Raw genomic sequence first — 16,498 nt, forward strand, 5'->3', positions numbered from 1 at the left:
GACTTTCAGTCCTCGAACATCTTGCCGCTGCGCGCTTCGAGCCGGTAGCGATAGCCGGGATAGACGAGGCGGGCGGTCGAGACCACCTGTTTTGCCGACCATGTGCGCCGGCGGATCGTCAGGCACGGCTCGGTGTTCAGGATGGTCAGGAGCTTGCATTCCCAGGTCTGCGGCATCGCCGCCTCGACGACATGCTCGGAGCCGCTGAGCGGGGCGGCGGCCGTCAGATAGGCATTCGGCGTCAGCGTCGTGAAATCCTGGCCGAGATATTCGGGAGCAGCCTCCGGATGGACGAAACGGTCCTCGATCTGCACCGGAACGCCGTTTTCGCTGTGGACGATCAGCGAGTGGAAGACCGCCGCGCCGATCGCAAGCTCCAAAGCGTCGGCGATCTCCGGAGAGGCTGTTTCCTGGGCGAGGACGATGACCGAGGCCTCGTGGACATGGCCGCGCTCGGCGATTTCCTCGGCGATGTTGCGCACCTCGAACAGCGCCGAATAACCCTTGCGCTCGGCGACGAAAGAGCCGACACCCTGGATGCGGACGAGTTCGCCTTCATTGGCAAGTTCGCGCAGCGCCCGGTTGGCGGTCATCTTGCTGACGCCGAGCTCGACGACCAGTTCGTTTTCCGACGGCACGCGGTATTTCGGCGGCCATTCGCCGCTGTGGATGCGGTCGAGGATCACCTGCTTGACGCCGGCATAAAGCGGCGTGCTATCATTTTCCGCCAACTCGCGCTTCATCTCGCCGGAACGCTTCATTGCCTATTCCTTTTGCACGAATGGAATTCGCCACATAAATCGACTTTCCTCTTGCATATCACAAAATATCTCATATGGTACCATATACAACCTCCCAATCGGTCCGAATGATAAAAAGGACAGGAAAGGGCAAGCCGGCGAAGATCGGCCGTGGTGCCGCAAGGTCTGTTTCAACTCCAGAGGAGAATTCATCAATGAAATTCAGCGCAATCCTATTTTGCGGCGTGGCGGCTTTTTCCGCCTTTGCAGCACCGGCCTTTTCCAAGGACTGGACGAAGGCGACCATCACGCTTGAAGGCGCCTACGCGCCGTGGAACCTCACCAATGCCGACGGAACGCTCGGCGGCTTCGAGCCGGAGCTTGCCAAGGTGCTGTGCGAACGCGCCAAGATCGAATGCACGCTGGTCGCTTCCGACTGGGACGGCATGATCCCGGCGCTCAACGCCGGCAAATTCGATGTCATCATGGATGCGCTGTCGATCACCGAGGAGCGCAAGCAGGTCATCGACTTCACCATTCCCTATGCCGCCACCCCTGCCGCCTTCGCCACCGCCAAGGACAGCCCGCTCGCCAAGGCCGCCGGCACCGGCGCCACGATCAAGATGACGCCCGGCCAGACCGGCGTGAAGGAGATCGATGCGCTGAAGGCCGCTTTCAAGGGCAAGACGATCGGCATTCAGGCGGCGACCGTCTACGCCAAGTTCGTCTATGACAATTTCGGCGATATTGCCGAGATCCGCGAATATAAGACCGGCGCCGACCGTGACCTCGACCTGCAGAACGGCCGCATCGACCTCGGCTTCGACGACGCCGTCTATTTCGCCAACGCCTTCCAAAGTGCGAACGGCGCACTCGACTTCACCGGTCCGGAGATCGTCGGTTCGATCTGGGGCGAGGGCGAAGGCCTCGGCGTCCGCAAGGCCGACACGGATCTGCGTGACAAGTTCAGCGAAGCGATCAAGTCCACGCTCGCCGACGGCACCGTCAAGAACCTCTCGATGAAGTGGTTCAAGGTCGACGTCAGCCCGCAGCAATAAGCGTTTCGGCCTTCCGGCCGCAAACACCTGTCTCCGGCTTTATCGCCGGAGACGGCATGCTATTGTTAGCCCGCAAAACACTGCCACGGACGGGGAACGGACGCTATGGCAAGCTTGGAACTGCTCGGCTTCGGCTCGACCGGATGGGGAGCGCTGCTCATTGCCGCTACGTTGATGACGCTGGCGGTCACGGCAACGGCGCTGGCGATCGGCGCGGTGCTCGGCGCAATCGTCGCGGCGGCGAAACTCTCCGGCAATCTTGCCCTCGTCACGCTCGGCAACATCTATACGACGGTGTTTCGCGGCGTGCCTGAACTGCTGATCATCTATCTCATCTATTTCGGCGGCTCGTCGGCCATCACCTCGATCGGCAAGGCGATGGGTTACGAGGGTTTCCTCGGCCTGCCCTCTTTTGCCGCCGGCGCGCTTGCCGTCGGCATCATCTCCGGCTCCTATCAGGCCGAGGTGTTTCGCGGCGCCTTCCTCGCCATCTCCAAGGGTGAACTGGAGGCGGCCTCGGCGATCGGCATGCATCGCGGCATGCGGCTGCGCCGGATCATTATGCCGCAGGTGCTGCGGCTGGCCATTCCCGGCCTCGGCAATGTCTGGCAGCTGAGCCTCAAGGATTCCGCACTGATTTCCGTCACCGGCCTTGCCGAGTTGATGCGCACCAGCCAGGTGGCGGCGGGCTCGACCCGGCAATATTTCCTGTTCTTCATCGCCGGTGGCTGCCTCTATCTGATCCTGACCAGTCTTTCCGACCGGATTTTCAACGGTGCGGAACGTCGCGCCAACCGCAGCATGCCGGCCGCCGCCATGGGCCAGGCGTAAGGAGCGATGATGGATTTCACCTTTCTTGCTTCGACCATGGTCACGCTGCTCAAGGCGGTGCCGACGACGCTGATCCTGTTTTCGCTGTCGATCGTCTTCGGCGGCCTGCTGGCGCTCGTCATCGTCTCGATGCGGGTCAGCGGCAACCGCGCGCTTTCGGGTTTCGCCAAGGGCTACATCTTCATCTTCCGCGGCTCTCCGCTGCTGATCCAGATGTTCCTGGTGTTTTACGGCCTCGGCCAGTTCGGCGTCATCCGCTATTCCTTCCTCTGGCCGTTCCTGCGCGAGCCGATGGTCTGCGCCGTGCTGTCGCTGGCGCTCTGCACCGCCGGCTACACGGCGGAGATTTTTCGCGGCGGCATCCGCGCTATTTCGCCGAAGGAGATCGAGGCGGCCCGCTCGATCGGCATGTCCGGCTTTCTGCTGGTGCGCCGCATTCTGGCGCCGATCGCCTTCCGCCATGCGCTGCCGGCCTATTCCACCGAGATCGTGCTGATGATGAAGTCGACAGCGCTCGCAAGCCTCGTCACCGTCTGGGAGGTCACCGGTGTCGCCCAGCGGCTGATCTCGCAGACCTACCGGACGATGGAAGTCTTCCTCTGCTCGGCGATCATCTACCTCGTCCTCAACTTCATCATCCTGCAGGGCATGGCCCTGCTCGAATATTCGCTGTCCCGACACCGCCGCGCCGCGCCGCAGGCGCTGAAGGCCTAGGCCGAACTTCAACCGATTGGAGCAACCATGCCAGGCGTAACCCGACTTTCGGTCCGCAATATCCGCAAGAGCTTCGGTACGCACGAAGTGCTGCGCGGCATTTCGCTTGATGCTGAGGACGGCGACGTGATTTCGCTGCTCGGCGCCTCGGGCTCCGGCAAATCGACCTTTCTGCGCTGCATCAACATGCTCGAGACCGCAAGCGATGGTGAGATCTGGGTCGATGGCGAGCACATCGAGATGGTGCACAAAAACGGGCGCAGCAAACCGGCGAGCCAGAAGCAGGTCGACCATATAAGATCCGAACTCGGCATGGTGTTCCAGTCCTTCAATCTCTGGTCCCATATGACGATCCTGCAGAACGTCATCGAGGGCCCGATCCATGTGCTGAAGCGGCCGCGTGCCGACTGCATCGCCGAGGCCGAAGCGCTGCTCGAAAAGGTGGGCATCGCCGATAAGCGCCACGCCTATCCCGCCCATCTCTCCGGCGGCCAGCAGCAGCGCGCCGCAATCGCCCGTGCATTGGCGATGAAACCGAAGGTGATGCTCTTCGACGAGCCGACCTCTGCATTGGATCCGGAACTCGTCGGCGAGGTGCTGCGCGTCATGCGCGCGCTGGCCGAGGAAGGTATGACCATGCTCGTCGTCACCCATGAGATGAGCTTTGCCCGCAACGTCTCGAACCGCGTCGTCTTCATGCGCGAAGGGCTGATCGAAAGCAGCGGCAAGCCCGACGACATGTTTACCGGCAGCGCCACACCCGCCTTCCGCCAGTTCATCGGCCATTTCGGAAGCGGTCAATGACCAAAACCATCGAGACCCTGCTGACCTGGCGCGATGTCGCCCGTGTCGGGGCAGGGGAGGCGCTGGCGCTATCGGCCGCCGCCTGGGCGCGTATCGAGCAGGCAAGCCGCATCGTCGCCAGCATCGTCGAGACCGGCGTGCGCGCCTATGGCGTCAACACCGGCGTCGGGGCGCTGGCCGATACGGTCGTCGATCGCGCCTCGCAGAGCCTTTTGTCGCGCAGCATCGTGTTCAGTCATGCCTGCGGCGTCGGGCCGTTGCTGGGCGGTCGCGAAGTGCGCGCCATCATCGCCGCTCAGATTGCCAATTTCGCCCACGGCCATTCCGGCGTACGGCGTGCGATCGTCGAGCATCTCACAGCCATGCTGGAGCATGACTGCATTCCCGACGTGCCGTCCAAGGGTTCCGCCGGTTATCTCGTCCACAATGCCCATATTGCGCTTGTTCTGATCGGCGAAGGCAGCGCCACGCTTGCCGGCCGGCGCATGAGCGGCCGCGAGGCGCTGGCGGCGATCGGCCTTCAGCCGCTGGTGCTCGGCGCCAAGGAGGGGCTGAGCCTTGTCAACGGCACCGCCTGCGCCACCGGTCTCACCGCCACAGCACTTTCCCGCGCCGAATGGCTGCTCGACTGGGCCGATGCGATCGCCGCACTGACGCTCGAAGCGGCAGGCTGCCAGATCACCGCCTTCGACGAAGCCGTGCTGGCGCTGCGCCCGTCGGCCGGGATCGAAAAGGTCGGCGCGACGCTGCGCGCCCGGCTTCACGCCAGCGGCCTTGTCGCCGTCGCCTTCGGCCGGCGCACCCAGGATGCGCTCAGCCTTCGTTCGGTGCCGCACGCGCATGGCGCCGCCCGCGACGTTTTCGACAATTCCGCCCGTATCGTCGATCAGGAACTCGCCTCGGTGACGGATAATCCCGCCGTCTCCGGCACGCCGGAACACCCGATCGTCTCCTCCGAGGCGCATGCGGTCGCCCCGGCGCTCGGCCAGGCGGCCGATAGCCTCGCCATTGCGCTGGCGCAGATCGGCGCGATCAGCGAACGGCGCATGGACCGGCTGGTCAATCCGCTGGTCAGCGGCCTGCCGCCTTTTCTGGCGAGTGACGCCGGCAGCCATTCCGGCTTCATGATCGCCCAATATACTGCCGCCGCACTCAGCAACGAGAACCGCCGGCTTGCAGCACCCGCGGCCCTGGACGGCGGCCTCACCTCCGGCCTGCAGGAGGATTTCCTCGCCCATCCGACGGCTGCCGCCGGCAAACTGCTCGCGATCATCGACAATGCCGAATATATCCTGGCGATCGAGCTGATGGCCGCCGCCCAGGCGCATGATTTTCTGGCAGTGACGGCGCCGCGGGCGCCGGGTACGGATCTTGTCTACCAAGCCGTGCGGCAGCGGGTCTTCCATTATGGCGACGAGCGGCCGCTGAACGGCGATATCGAGGCCGTGCGCAGCCTGATCCGCGAGACGGTGCCGCCGCCGATGGGCTGAACCGGGAAGGTTGTCAGAACGGCTTGCTGGTTGCCGAATCCTGCTTGGGTTTTTCGCCGGCCTCGAGGCGCTTGAGGCATTGGCGATAAGTCGGGTAGAGCTGATCCACCCGCGACAGCGGCAGCGTCCAGTCGCCTTCGTCGCCGGCAAAGGTCAGTTGCACGTCAGGCGTTCCGGCAAAGGAATTCTTGATGATCTTCTTCAGTCCGACGCTTCCTTTGCTGGCCGGTGGCCAGAGGCGAAGCGTGGTCTTGTCGAAGAATTCGGCGGCGACAACTTTCGTCATCGCACGATCGGTCAGCGTCACCTCGGTCGTGGTGCCGGCCGGAATATCCCAGGTGTCCTTGGTGACCAGCCAGAAGGTCTCGGTGGCGCTCTGGCGGAATTCCACGGTCTTGCCGAGTTCGCTATTCCACAGCAGCCGGCAATAGGCAGGGCGCTCGCCGGCAAAGCCGACCGACCATTGTCTTGCGCCGCCCATCCATTCGGTCTCGCCCAAGGCGGCGACCGGCTGCAGGGCTACCGCCATCAGAACCATCGCGGTCAGAATTTTCATCGCCGAAACCACCTCCAGGACAATAGGCTCCAGCGATAGCAAAAGAAGGTTGAGCTTTTGCTACCGAGAGGGGTGGTGGCGCCGTTAGGAATGTCTCCGAATGCCGCATGGTCTTGAATTTGCGGCCGGCCTTGCCGATCTGCCGGGGATGGACATGAAGCGAAGGGAGCTCGACGGCAGGCATGAGTGAGGTTCAACGACGCAGATTTATGGCACGGCTCACAGCATATGAGCCGCTGACGCTGATCATGCTGGCATCGGTTGCGGGCGGACTGTTCGTGCTGCAGCGACTGACGAGCGAGGTTCTCGAAGGTGAGACGTTCCGTTTCGACGAAACGATCCTGCTGGCGCTGCGACGGCCGGGTGAGCTTGGCGTGCCGATCGGCCCCGGCTGGCTGACCCATGCCGTCGGCGATATCACCAGCCTCGGCGGCGTCACTGTTCTCTCGCTGATGACGATCCTCGTCACCGTCTATCTGCTGCTCGACCGGCGCTGGCCGATCGCGATCTTCGTCCTTTCTTCGGTGCTGACCGGCTGGCTGGCGAGCACGATCTTGAAGATCCTTGTTGCGCGTCCGCGCCCAGACATCGTCCCGCATCTGGTCGAGGTCAGCGATCTCAGCTTTCCCTCCGGACACGCGATGGTCTCGGCGGTGACCTATCTGACGCTCGGGGCACTGCTGGCGCGGACGCAGCGTTATCCCTCAACGCGGATCTTCGTCATGTTCGCCGGCGTCTTCCTGGCCGTCATCATCGGTCTGAGCCGGATCTATCTCGGCGTCCATTACCCGACGGATGTCCTCGCCGGATGGTGCGCCGGTGCCCTCTGGGCGCTTGGCTGCTGGCTGATCTCGAAGAGGTTCGTCCCGAGCCGCGCCCTTGACGCTGCCGCTGAAGCGGGAAATGGCGACGGCAGATAAAGCTTACAGCGCCGCGCATCTTGTAAGACGCGCGGCGCTGAAGCACTTTCAATCCTCGCATCGTGCTTTGCGAAAATCGATCCGATTTTCGGGCCGATGCTTTAGGTGCGCGGCTTCAGATTTTCCGGGTCGTAGATCGGCTTGTAGCCGACGCCGACGACCTCCACCGGATAGCTCTCGGCAAAGTATTCGACATTCAGCTTGCGTCCGACCTGGCAATGCGACCAGGGCAAATAGGCCAAAGCGATGTTCTTGCCGACAGTCGGGCCGTAGGCGATCGAAGTCGTGTAGGAGCGGCGGCCAAGCGCGTCGACCAGAACCTCGCCCGTGGTGGGATCGATAACCGGCAGGTTGCCGAGGGGATAACGCTTCACGCCCGATTTGTCGGTATTCTCGGTCATCACAAGCGTGCAGAGCATGGCCGGCTGGTGCTCGCGCGCCTTGTATTCCAGATGTTTTGCCTTGCCGCGGAAATCGGCTTCCTTGACCTTCGGACGGGCGAGATCGGCCTCGATCAGGTTGTACTGGGTCAGCAGGTCGGCGTTCTGCAGGCGCAGGCTCTTTTCCATGCGGCGCGAGTTTGCATAGGTTTCTACGCCGAAGGCCATCACACCGGTCGAGCGCAGCGCATCCCAGACGGCGAGGCCGTCTTCGTATTTCATGTGCAGTTCCCAGCCCTGCTCGCCGACATAGGAGATGCGGAAGGCGGTGACGGACTTACCGGCGATTTCGATCGGCTTGATCGCCGCAAAGGCGAAGTTTTCCTGATCGAGCCCGGCCGGATCAGCCACGACCTTCTTCAGCGTGTCGCGCGCATTCGGACCCCAGATGCCGATCGTCACGAATTTTTCCGCGACGTCGGTGATGGTGACGTCAAGGCCACGGTCTTCGGCGACGCGCTTCATATAGTGCAGGTCGCGTGGGCCGGCATCGGCACCGTTGACGAGACGGCAGCGGTCGGCCATGCGGAAGACGGTGAAGTCGGCGCGGACCATGCCTTCATCGTCGAGGAAGTGGGTGTAAACGCCCTTGCCGATGTTGGCATCGCCGCCGACCTTGGCGGCGCACAGCCATTCCATCAGTTCGACATGGTCAGGTCCCTCGATATCGACCATGTGGAAGTGGCTGAGATTGACGATGCCGCAATCCTCGCTCATCGCCAGATGTTCGGCATTCGACACCCGCCAGAAATGGCGGCTGTCCCATTCGTTTTCGCGAACCGGCACGCGGTCGGCGTATTTCTCCAGCAGGTGTTCGTTGGCGGCATAGCCGTGGGCACGCTCCCAGCCGCCAAGCTCCATGAAGTAGCCGCCAAGTTCCTTTTCACGCTCGTAGAAGGGCGAGCGCTTGGCGTTGCGGCTGGATAGATAGGGCTCGCGGGTGTGAACGGCCGGGAAGTAGATCTTCTGGGCGGCTTCGTAGCAGCGGCCTTCGATGAACTCTTCGGTCAACTGATGCGGATAGAAGCGGGCGTAGTCGATGCTGTTGTGATCGATTTCAGTCCGGCCATCGGTCATCCAGTCGGCAATCAGCTTGCCATAGCCCGGGCCGTCCTTGACCCAGATGGCAACGCAGTACCAGAGACCGCGCACCTTCTGGCTCTCGCCGCAGGACGCGCCGCCGCCGGCGGAAACCTGCAACAGGCCGTTGAAGGAGTGACCTTCGTTATAGCCGAGTTCGCCGAGGATCGGCGTCAGTTCCATGGCGCGTTCGAGCGGCTCGATGATCTGTTCCATCTCGAGGTCACGCTGCGAGGGCGAAAGGCGCGCTTCGTGTTTTTCGAGAATATCGCGCGGATGGCACATGCGCGGATTGGTGGCTTCGTAATAGCCCCACTCGATCTGGCCGCCCTCGGTCGTCGCCGGGTCGCCGGTATCGCGCATGTAGGCGGAGTTGCCCTGGTCGCGCAGCAGCGGGAAGCCGATTTCCTTGCCGGTGCCTTCGAACTCGTTATAGGGCCCGAAGAAGGTGAGCGGGTGATCAACAGGCATGACCGGCAGGTCTTCGCCGACCATCTCGGCGATCAGGCGCCCCCAAAGGCCGGCACAGACGATGACGTGGTCGGCCATGATGGTGCCGCGATGGGTGACGACGCCCTTGATGCGGCCGCCTTCGACGATCAGCGACTTGGCCGGCGTGTTGCCGAACACCTGCAGCTTGCCGGCCTTTTCGGCGGCATCGACCAGCTTGCCGGCAACAGTCTGCGAGCGCGGAATGACGAGGCCGGCATCCGGATCGTAAAGACCGCCCATCACCTGATCTTCCTCGATCAGCGGGAACTTCTCCTTGATCTCGGAAGGGCTGACATAATGGGCGCGCGTGCCGAAAGCCCGTGCCGAGGAAAGCTTGCGCTTGATTTCCTCCATCCAGGCATCGTCGCCGGTGCGCGCCACTTCGAGGCCGCCGATGCGGGCGTAATGGCCCATCTTCTCGTAGAAATCGATCGAATATTGCGTGGTCCAGACCGACAGATAGTCGTGGCTCGTGGTGTAACAGAAGTCCGAGGCATGGGCTGTCGAGCCGATATCGGTCGGTATGCCCGACTTATCGATGCCAACGATATCGTCCCATCCGCGCTCGACGAGATGATGCGCGATCGAGGCGCCGACGATACCGCCGAGGCCGATGATGACGACCTTTGCCTTTTCCGGAAATGCTGCCACGTGCTGTTCCTTCTACTTATCGGACGAATTAAAATTTAGCCGCGCTTGACTTACGCTTCGCGCGTGAAATGCAGGAGCCATGTCAGCCTCGTAAACGTGTCACATTTACCCAAGCTGCGGAACCCCAGACCTCTTCGCATGGAAGCTGCAACGAGGGTATTATGCCTGAGGCTCACGATCGTCATTGCTCCTACGCCGCCGAGTATCGGCGTGATTGCGTCAGCCCGGATCGAACGGTCAGGCAATGACTGGCGACGATCTTATATGGCAGGCCCTTGCAATTGGCGGGCAACCTACTGCGGCACCTGGAACAGATGACGGATTCGCGTCACCAGCGAAGTCATCGAGCCGCCGTTCAGCGTGGCGCCTTCGGTCGCCAGGGAGTGCTGGCCGGTCTCGATGCGGCGTGACAAGGTGCCGGCAAGCTCCTCGGCGATGCCGGGCCGATCATGCAGGAGCGGCGTCAGGCTTGCTTGAGCGATTTCGTAGACCACGACGAAGGTGAGCGCGCGCAGGCTCGCCGCCTCGCCGATCCCGATCAGCAGTCCGCTTTCTCCGAAGTAATCGCCCGGCGCCAGCCGGCCGAGTTCGATTTCCTTGCCGCCTTCCTGTCGTGTCGCGACGAGTGCGCCGCTGCGCACGATCATCAGCGATGCAACGGTATCGCCCTGTTCAATGAGGATGGAATCCTTCTTGTAGGTGCGCCGCGTCATCGTGGCTGAGAGCGTCTCCTTCTCGTCCTCGGTTAGCGAGGAAAACAGCGGGATGGCATCGAGGAGCTTGAGCGGCGTCGGCCGGTGCGGTTTTGCCATCTCCTCCGACTGCACCTGGCCGGGCGGCGGGCCGGCCGCATCGATCGGCCGCGCCAAAGTGAGGCCGGCGGCCTTGATATGGCGGTAGATGAGGTCGAAGATCTCGTTCTTCGCCGGCCCCGCCTGGCCGATATCTCTGACGCGGAAGGAAAGCTCCACCTCCACCGCATCGGCATTCAGCGATTTGATTTGCACGCCGGGTTTCGGTTCGGTCAGGATCGAACCGCTGCTCAGCAGCACGGTGCGCATGACCTCGGCGATAAGAGACGGTCCGGTCGTCGGAACGACCCGCACCGTCAGCGACACCCCGTGGCTGCGGTCGGGACTGCTGAGATTGGTCAGCCCGACTTTGGCGAGGAAGCTGTTGGGCAGCACCACCAGGTCGTTCGAGCCGTTCAGGAGATGGGTGGAGCGCCAATTGGTTTCGAGGACGCGGCCTTCGACGCCGTCGTTCAGCACGATCCAGTCGCCGATCGTATAAGGCCGGCCGAGATTGAGGGCGATGCCGGAAAAGACGTCGCTCAACGTGCTTTGCAACGCAAGGCCGAGGATGATGGCAAACACGCCGGATGTGGCAATCAGTGTGCCGACGGGAAAGCTGAAAACATAGGCGACCACCGAGAGGATGGCGCCGAGATAGATGAGGCCGATCACCAGATCCTGGACGAGGCGCCCCTCTCTCGGCTGGCGCTCGAAGATCAGGAAGACGCGGACGAAGGCGATCAGCGCCCAGGCGGCGTTGATCCACCAGACCACTTTGGCAAGGGCGATGAAGACCCGTTCAAAGGTCGAATTCGGCGCCGGCCCGACTTCGTAAGGCACGATGTCGTGATAGAGCAGCAGGACGGTCAGCGCCGCGAAGAAGAACACCTGGCCCGCGAGCTTCCAGCTTGGGAAGGGGCGAAGCGCTACTCGGGTGACGATGGCGCCGACGACGGCCAGCGTTCCGGCCTGTACGACAGGATCGGCAAGTACCCCGGACCATGTGAGATTATCGATCATCGACGTCAACTCGCGAGGGGTTCCTGCTTGTAGCTGCAGCGGAGAGGATCACGGCGCTGAAATCGCCTTCAGCCGGTCGATGTCGACGAGCACGATGTCTTCGGAAACAGGCTCGCGATTGTGCAGGCGGAACCATTCCACCGCTTCGCGCACGCGGTCTCCGTGAGGTGATGGATAGGCGCCAAGCCCAAGCACCCATTCGCGCACCGTTTCGCGCTCCATCCGTCCGGCCCGGTATCGGTCGCTGACGGTTTTTGCCGAGGCGACGAGATCATTGATGCTTTTCACGAATCTTCCTCAGTGGACGGACGGCTCGTCATCTTCGAGAAACGATCGAAGGCCGTCCCGGGCAACGGTGGCCAGGAATTCGTCAAACGCTTCCCGGTCGGTGGCAAAGGGTTCGTCCCAACGGATCAGATCCTCGCCTTGGGTGACGACTTCCATCGTCCAGTCTTCATTGCTGCCGGCAGTGCGAAAGATATCGACGAGCACGGTGATCCCGTCGTCGGTAAATTCCCCCGCCAGTTCCGAATGTTCGAGCTTCTCTTTCTTTGCCATCAGTCAGCCACCCGCACCAGGCGGTGCGTCGTTTTCGAGGTATTCTTCATATTGAACCGTTTCGGTCTCGTTGGTGTCGATCGAATTGGCACGTTTTGCAAGACGTACGCCGGCTCCTCCACCGTTTTCCGGGATGAAAATCACGCCGCCGCCTTCCAGGGCCTGCTTCAGGTCCTGAAGGGTTCGCTCATCGGGAGCGCGTTTGCCGGCCTCGAAATTGGCGATCGTCGCCTTGGCGACGTTGGCGGCTGACGACAGATCGTCCTGCGACCAGGCCAAGAGGGCGCGGGCGGCGCGGCATTGGGCGGGAGATAAGCACATAATGATAACCCTACATCAAACGTGTGATTCTGCCTCAGGGAGATTTCCGGACCAGGCGAGGATGCAAACGCGGGCAGGCGGGTTGCGGCCACCCGAGTTCCATTTCTCGTATAAGTTGCAGTATCCAGTCGGCACGTGGTCTCCGGTGAAATCCCCTGGAATCTTTCGACCTTTAATACTGCTGCTCATCTGCTGAAAGGGAAGGTTGATTGACGGAATATTATTAAAGCCTAATTTTGAAGCCCCTTAATCACGCGCCCGGGAGGAAACCATGCGTGAGCCAGATATGCAGAAACTCGATGCACTCGTCGGCCGGCTTGTCGGTGATGTCGGCGCCGCCATGTCCGGCGCCCTGGTCGTGCTTGGCGACAAGGTCGGAATTTTCAAGGCGATGGCCGATGGAACGCCGATGAACGTCCAGCAACTCTCTGCGAAAACCGGAGTGAAGGAGCGTTACCTCAGGGAGTGGCTGAGCGCCCAGGCAGCGGCGGACTATATCGTCTACGACGAGAAGACCGATCGTTTCAGCCTGACGCCGGAGCAGGCGATGGTGTTTGCCGAGGAAAACAGCCCGGCCTTCTTCGTCGGCGCCTTCGAGGTCGTGCAATCGATGTGGATGGACGAGCCGAAGGTCACTGACGCCTTCCGCACCGGCGAGGGTCTCGGCTGGCATGAGCACAGCACCTGTCTCTTCCGGGGAACCGAGCGGTTCTTTCGCCCGGGCTATAACAGCCATCTCGTCGCCGAATGGATTCCAGCCCTTGCCGGCGTCGAAGAAAAGCTCAAGGCCGGCGCCAGCGTCGCCGATGTCGGCTGCGGTCATGGGGCATCGACCATCCTGATGGCGCAGGCCTATCCGGCCTCCCGCTTTACCGGCTTCGACTATCACGGCCCGTCGATCGAAAAGGCCAAGGCCGCCGCCAAGGATGCCGGCGTTGCCGACCGTGTGACGTTCGAGCAGAGCCGGGCAGCGGAATTTCCAGGCCGCGGTTATGATATGGTCGCGATGTTCGACTGCCTGCACGACATGGGCGATCCGGTCGGCGCCGGCCAGCATGTCAGGGAAACGCTTGGGCCGAACGGCACCTGGCTGATCGTCGAGCCCTTTGCCCATGACCATCTCAAGGACAATCTCAATCCCGTCGGCCGCGTCTACTACGGCGCCTCGACGATGATCTGCACGCCGGCGTCGCTGTCGCAGGAGGTGGGGCTCGGGCTCGGCGCCCAGGCGGGCGAAATGAAGCTGCGAAAGGTGGCGCTCGACGCCGGGTTCAAGCATTTCCGTCGGGCGACGGAAACCCCGTTCAACATGGTGTTCGAGGTGCGGGCCTGACGGAACCGGGGTAGCTGGCGGCGGCTATCGCAGCTTGCCGATGCTGGCATACATGCCGGTGGTGCGGAATTCCGTCGGGTTGGTGCCGTAGACCCGGCGGAAAACTTTGGAGAAATAGTTCGGATCGTCGAAGCCGCACATGATGGCGACTTCCTTGACCGGCAGAAAGTCCGCCTTGGTCAGCAGCTTGACGGCGCGCTGCAGCCGTTGCTGCAGCACGAATTCGGCCGGCGGCATGCCTTCGCTCCCGGCGAAGCTGCGCGAGAAATGCGCGCGGCTGAGACCGACGATGCCGGCGAGTTCGCTGACCGGCAGCGGCTTTTCGAGATTGGCGTTGATATGGTCGATCACCGGCTGCATCAGGCTGAGTTCGGCGGCAAAGGCCGGCGAGCCGAAGACGTCGTCATAGAGCGCCATCGCCGCTTCATAGGCAATCGCCGAGGCAGCGCCCGGCGAGGTCGCGCCGGTGACGAGGCGCAGGCTGCAATCGGCAAGATGATCGATGGTCGAAGGCTGCAGCTTCAGCACCGGCCCGGCGGTGGACAGCACCATTTGGTGGATGCGCAGGGTTTCCTCGCCATTCATCGAAATCCAGAAATATTCCCAGCGGTCGCCCTTCTCCAGCCAGTAGCGATGATTGTGCGGCACGAGCACCAGCAGCGTGTCGCCACCCTGAAGACGGTAATTGCGGTTCTGGTAGCGCAGCCGGCCGCTGCCGCTGATCGTGTGCTGCAGGACGGTGAAGGGGGTCTGGCCGCGCCTTCGGCCATCCCAGTCATAGGGCTCGTTCTCGCGCACTTCATAGCCGGAGCTGGTCGGCATCGCATGCAATCGCTCCCGGCCGCGGGGCAGCGAAACCGTTCTCATCGACTGTCCGTTGGCAATCAAATTCTGCAGCACAAAATTACCCCTGAAAGCATAATCCTTCTCTGGTGGCTCTGCTGAATTCGGGCATAATCCCGCTCGACAAACAGGGAAGAGACCACGGCCGATAGAGCGGCCGGGAGGAAAACAGGCAGTTTTACGGCTTTTTCAACCCCATGTTCCGGCATGCGGGCTGATCCTCCATAGCCATCTTTTCTGTAGCATTTGATTGGGTCGAGGTGAAGATCATGAGTTTCAAAATCGCTATCATCGGTGCGGGCAGCGTCGGTTTCACCAAGAAGCTGTTCACCGATATTTTGTGCGTTCCCGAGTTTCGCGACGTCGAATTCGCGCTGACCGATCTCAGCGAGCATAATCTCGAGATGATCAAGGCGATCCTCGACCGGATCGTCGAAGCCAACGGATTGCCGACCAAGGTGACGGCGACGCCCGACCGGCGCCAGGCGCTTTCCGGCGCCCGTTACATCATCAGTTGTGTCCGGGTCGGCGGGCTCGAGGCCTATGCCGACGATATCCGCATTCCGCTGAAATACGGCATCGACCAATGCGTCGGCGATACGATCTGCGCCGGCGGCATCCTTTATGGCCAGCGCAACATCCCGGTCATTCTCGACTTCTGCAAGGATATCAGGGAGGTCGCCGAGCCCGGCGCGAAGTTCCTCAACTATGCCAACCCGATGGCGATGAATACCTGGGCGGCGATCGAATACGGCAAGGTCGATACCGTCGGCCTCTGCCACGGCGTCCAGCACGGCGCCGAACAGATCGCCGAGGTGCTCGGCGCCAAGTCGCTTGGTGAACTCGACTATGTCTGCTCCGGCATCAACCATCAGACCTGGTTCGTCGATCTGCGCCTCAACGGCCGCAAGATCGGCAAGGATGAGCTGGTTGCCGCCTTCGAGGCACATCCGGTCTTTTCGCAGCAGGAGAAGTTGCGCATCGACGTGCTGAAGCGTTTCGGCGTCTATTCCACCGAGAGCAACGGCCATCTTTCGGAATACCTGCCCTGGTACCGCAAGCGGCCGGAGGAAATCACCCGCTGGATCGACATGTCCGACTGGATCCACGGCGAGACCGGCGGTTATCTCCGCCACTCGACGGAGACCCGCAACTGGTTCGAGACCGAATTCCCGCAATTCCTGGAATCCGCCGCAAAGCCGCTCGACACCACCAAGCGCTCGAACGAACATGCCAGCCACATCCTCGAGGGACTGGAGACGAACCGGGTCTATCGCGGCCATTTCAACGTCAAGAACAACGGCATCATCACCAACCTGCCATCCGACGCGATCATTGAATCGCCCGGCTTCGTCGACCGCTTCGGCATCAACATGGTCTCTGGCGTCACCCTGCCGGAAGCCTGTGCGGCCACCTGTATCGCCTCGATCAACGTCCAGCGCATGTCGGTGCATGCCGCGATATCGGGCGACATCGACCTCTTGAAACTTGCCGTGCTGCACGATCCGCTGGTCGGCGCCGTGGCGACGCCCGAGGAAGTCTGGCAGATGGTCGACGAGATGGTCGTTGCCCAGGCGCGCTGGTTGCCGCAATATGCCGATGCCGTGCCGGCCGCCAAGGAGCGGCTGTCGAAATCCAAGGTGCCGACCCGCGACTGGGCGGGCGCCGCACGCCGCAACGTTCGCTCGATCGAAGAGCTGCGCGCGGAAAAGTCGGCGCTGAAACAGGCCGTCTGATTTTCGTGAAAGACGGGTCGCCATGGATTTCCGGGAGGGAAATCCATGGACCGCCGGCCCGCTTTCACGCCGTTTGAGGAAAAGGAGCCGCGTGCCCCGCGCTCCGGAACAAGAGGG

Annotated in this window: 16 protein-coding genes; 8 read left to right on the forward strand and 8 right to left on the reverse strand. The window is 62.2% G+C overall.

The window, feature by feature from the left end; translation table 11 throughout:
• Positions 1–5: 5 nt before the first annotated feature.
• Complete coding sequence (hutC, locus tag RCCGE510_RS04010) at positions 6–761, reverse strand: histidine utilization repressor (RefSeq protein WP_007627385.1); 756 nt, start codon at positions 759–761, stop codon at positions 6–8.
• Between the two features lie 194 nt (positions 762–955).
• Here hutC and RCCGE510_RS04015 point away from each other — a divergent pair, with 194 nt between their 5' ends.
• The 5 genes from RCCGE510_RS04015 (at position 956) to hutH (ending at position 5,637) form a co-directional block, all read left to right on the forward strand.
• On the forward strand, positions 956–1,798 hold the full coding sequence (locus RCCGE510_RS04015; protein WP_007627386.1) for a transporter substrate-binding domain-containing protein: 843 nt from the start codon (positions 956–958) through the stop codon (positions 1,796–1,798).
• Between the two features lie 105 nt (positions 1,799–1,903).
• On the forward strand, positions 1,904–2,629 hold the full coding sequence (locus RCCGE510_RS04020; RefSeq protein ID WP_007627387.1) for an ABC transporter permease subunit: 726 nt from the start codon (positions 1,904–1,906) through the stop codon (positions 2,627–2,629).
• A 9-nt stretch (positions 2,630–2,638) separates the two neighbouring features.
• A complete protein-coding gene (locus RCCGE510_RS04025) occupies positions 2,639–3,343 on the forward strand; it encodes an ABC transporter permease subunit (protein WP_007627394.1) in 705 nt (234 codons plus the stop codon).
• A gap of 27 nt (positions 3,344–3,370) precedes the next feature.
• The gene (locus RCCGE510_RS04030) at positions 3,371–4,147 is read left to right on the forward strand and encodes an ATP-binding cassette domain-containing protein (RefSeq protein ID WP_007627395.1); all 777 of its coding nucleotides are present in this window, start codon (positions 3,371–3,373) and stop codon (positions 4,145–4,147) included.
• Positions 4,144–5,637 (forward strand): histidine ammonia-lyase, encoded by a 1,494-nt coding sequence (gene hutH / locus RCCGE510_RS04035; RefSeq protein ID WP_007627396.1) that lies wholly within the window; start codon positions 4,144–4,146, stop codon positions 5,635–5,637. Before RCCGE510_RS04030 ends, hutH begins: the two co-directional genes overlap by 4 nt.
• Positions 5,638–5,650: 13 nt before the next feature.
• Here hutH and RCCGE510_RS04040 read toward each other — a convergent pair whose 3' ends face one another.
• On the reverse strand, positions 5,651–6,193 hold the full coding sequence (locus tag RCCGE510_RS04040) for a hypothetical protein (RefSeq protein WP_007627397.1): 543 nt from the start codon (positions 6,191–6,193) through the stop codon (positions 5,651–5,653).
• Positions 6,194–6,375: 182 nt separating this feature from the next.
• Between RCCGE510_RS04040 and RCCGE510_RS04045 the strand changes: the two genes are divergently transcribed.
• A complete protein-coding gene (locus RCCGE510_RS04045) occupies positions 6,376–7,113 on the forward strand; it encodes a phosphatase PAP2 family protein (RefSeq protein WP_037077717.1) in 738 nt (245 codons plus the stop codon).
• A 101-nt stretch (positions 7,114–7,214) separates the two neighbouring features.
• Here the strand turns inward: RCCGE510_RS04045 and RCCGE510_RS04050 are convergent, their stop codons facing one another.
• From RCCGE510_RS04050 to RCCGE510_RS04070, 5 genes are all read right to left on the reverse strand, one after another.
• Positions 7,215–9,776 carry an FAD-dependent oxidoreductase gene (locus RCCGE510_RS04050; protein WP_007627400.1) on the reverse strand — a complete coding sequence of 854 codons (2,562 nt, stop codon included), beginning with the start codon at positions 9,774–9,776 and terminating at the stop codon, positions 7,215–7,217.
• 293 nt (positions 9,777–10,069) lie between these two features.
• Positions 10,070–11,590 carry a mechanosensitive ion channel family protein gene (locus RCCGE510_RS04055; protein WP_007627402.1) on the reverse strand — a complete coding sequence of 507 codons (1,521 nt, stop codon included), beginning with the start codon at positions 11,588–11,590 and terminating at the stop codon, positions 10,070–10,072.
• Positions 11,591–11,638: 48 nt separating this feature from the next.
• Positions 11,639–11,878, reverse strand: a complete 240-nt coding sequence (locus RCCGE510_RS04060; RefSeq protein WP_007627403.1) for a hypothetical protein — start codon at positions 11,876–11,878, stop codon at positions 11,639–11,641.
• A gap of 9 nt (positions 11,879–11,887) precedes the next feature.
• The gene (locus RCCGE510_RS04065) at positions 11,888–12,148 is read right to left on the reverse strand and encodes a hypothetical protein (RefSeq protein ID WP_007627406.1); all 261 of its coding nucleotides are present in this window, start codon (positions 12,146–12,148) and stop codon (positions 11,888–11,890) included.
• A gap of 3 nt (positions 12,149–12,151) precedes the next feature.
• On the reverse strand, positions 12,152–12,469 hold the full coding sequence (locus tag RCCGE510_RS04070) for a helix-turn-helix transcriptional regulator (protein ID WP_037077719.1): 318 nt from the start codon (positions 12,467–12,469) through the stop codon (positions 12,152–12,154).
• A gap of 271 nt (positions 12,470–12,740) precedes the next feature.
• Between RCCGE510_RS04070 and RCCGE510_RS04075 the strand changes: the two genes are divergently transcribed.
• Positions 12,741–13,802, forward strand: coding sequence for a class I SAM-dependent methyltransferase (locus RCCGE510_RS04075; RefSeq protein ID WP_037077721.1), 1,062 nt, complete (start codon positions 12,741–12,743; stop codon positions 13,800–13,802).
• A gap of 24 nt (positions 13,803–13,826) precedes the next feature.
• On the opposite strand, the gene RCCGE510_RS04080 is transcribed toward RCCGE510_RS04075, so the two are convergent.
• Positions 13,827–14,669, reverse strand: coding sequence for an AraC family transcriptional regulator (locus RCCGE510_RS04080; protein ID WP_037077752.1), 843 nt, complete (start codon positions 14,667–14,669; stop codon positions 13,827–13,829).
• Between the two features lie 245 nt (positions 14,670–14,914).
• On the opposite strand from RCCGE510_RS04080, the gene RCCGE510_RS04085 reads away from it, so the two are divergent.
• Positions 14,915–16,381 (forward strand): alpha-glucosidase/alpha-galactosidase, encoded by a 1,467-nt coding sequence (locus tag RCCGE510_RS04085; RefSeq protein ID WP_007627415.1) that lies wholly within the window; start codon positions 14,915–14,917, stop codon positions 16,379–16,381.
• Positions 16,382–16,498: the final 117 nt, after the last annotated feature.

It is taken from the genome of Rhizobium sp. CCGE 510 (assembly GCF_000292525.1).
GTDB lineage: Bacteria > Pseudomonadota > Alphaproteobacteria > Rhizobiales > Rhizobiaceae > Rhizobium.

Coding starts and splice junctions, on each gene's coding strand:
- hutC (WP_007627385.1), bottom strand. CDS start 761: ATGAAGCGTTCCGGCGAGATGAAGCGCGAGTTGGCGGAAAATGATAGC.
- RCCGE510_RS04015 (WP_007627386.1), top strand. CDS start 956: ATGAAATTCAGCGCAATCCTATTTTGCGGCGTGGCGGCTTTTTCCGCC.
- RCCGE510_RS04020 (WP_007627387.1), top strand. CDS start 1,904: ATGGCAAGCTTGGAACTGCTCGGCTTCGGCTCGACCGGATGGGGAGCG.
- RCCGE510_RS04025 (WP_007627394.1), top strand. CDS start 2,639: ATGGATTTCACCTTTCTTGCTTCGACCATGGTCACGCTGCTCAAGGCG.
- RCCGE510_RS04030 (WP_007627395.1), top strand. CDS start 3,371: ATGCCAGGCGTAACCCGACTTTCGGTCCGCAATATCCGCAAGAGCTTC.
- hutH (WP_007627396.1), top strand. CDS start 4,144: ATGACCAAAACCATCGAGACCCTGCTGACCTGGCGCGATGTCGCCCGT.
- RCCGE510_RS04040 (WP_007627397.1), bottom strand. CDS start 6,193: ATGAAAATTCTGACCGCGATGGTTCTGATGGCGGTAGCCCTGCAGCCG.
- RCCGE510_RS04045 (WP_037077717.1), top strand. CDS start 6,376: ATGAGTGAGGTTCAACGACGCAGATTTATGGCACGGCTCACAGCATAT.
- RCCGE510_RS04055 (WP_007627402.1), bottom strand. CDS start 11,590: ATGATCGATAATCTCACATGGTCCGGGGTACTTGCCGATCCTGTCGTA.
- RCCGE510_RS04065 (WP_007627406.1), bottom strand. CDS start 12,148: ATGGCAAAGAAAGAGAAGCTCGAACATTCGGAACTGGCGGGGGAATTT.
- RCCGE510_RS04070 (WP_037077719.1), bottom strand. CDS start 12,469: ATGTGCTTATCTCCCGCCCAATGCCGCGCCGCCCGCGCCCTCTTGGCC.
- RCCGE510_RS04075 (WP_037077721.1), top strand. CDS start 12,741: ATGCGTGAGCCAGATATGCAGAAACTCGATGCACTCGTCGGCCGGCTT.
- RCCGE510_RS04080 (WP_037077752.1), bottom strand. CDS start 14,669: ATGAGAACGGTTTCGCTGCCCCGCGGCCGGGAGCGATTGCATGCGATG.
- RCCGE510_RS04085 (WP_007627415.1), top strand. CDS start 14,915: ATGAGTTTCAAAATCGCTATCATCGGTGCGGGCAGCGTCGGTTTCACC.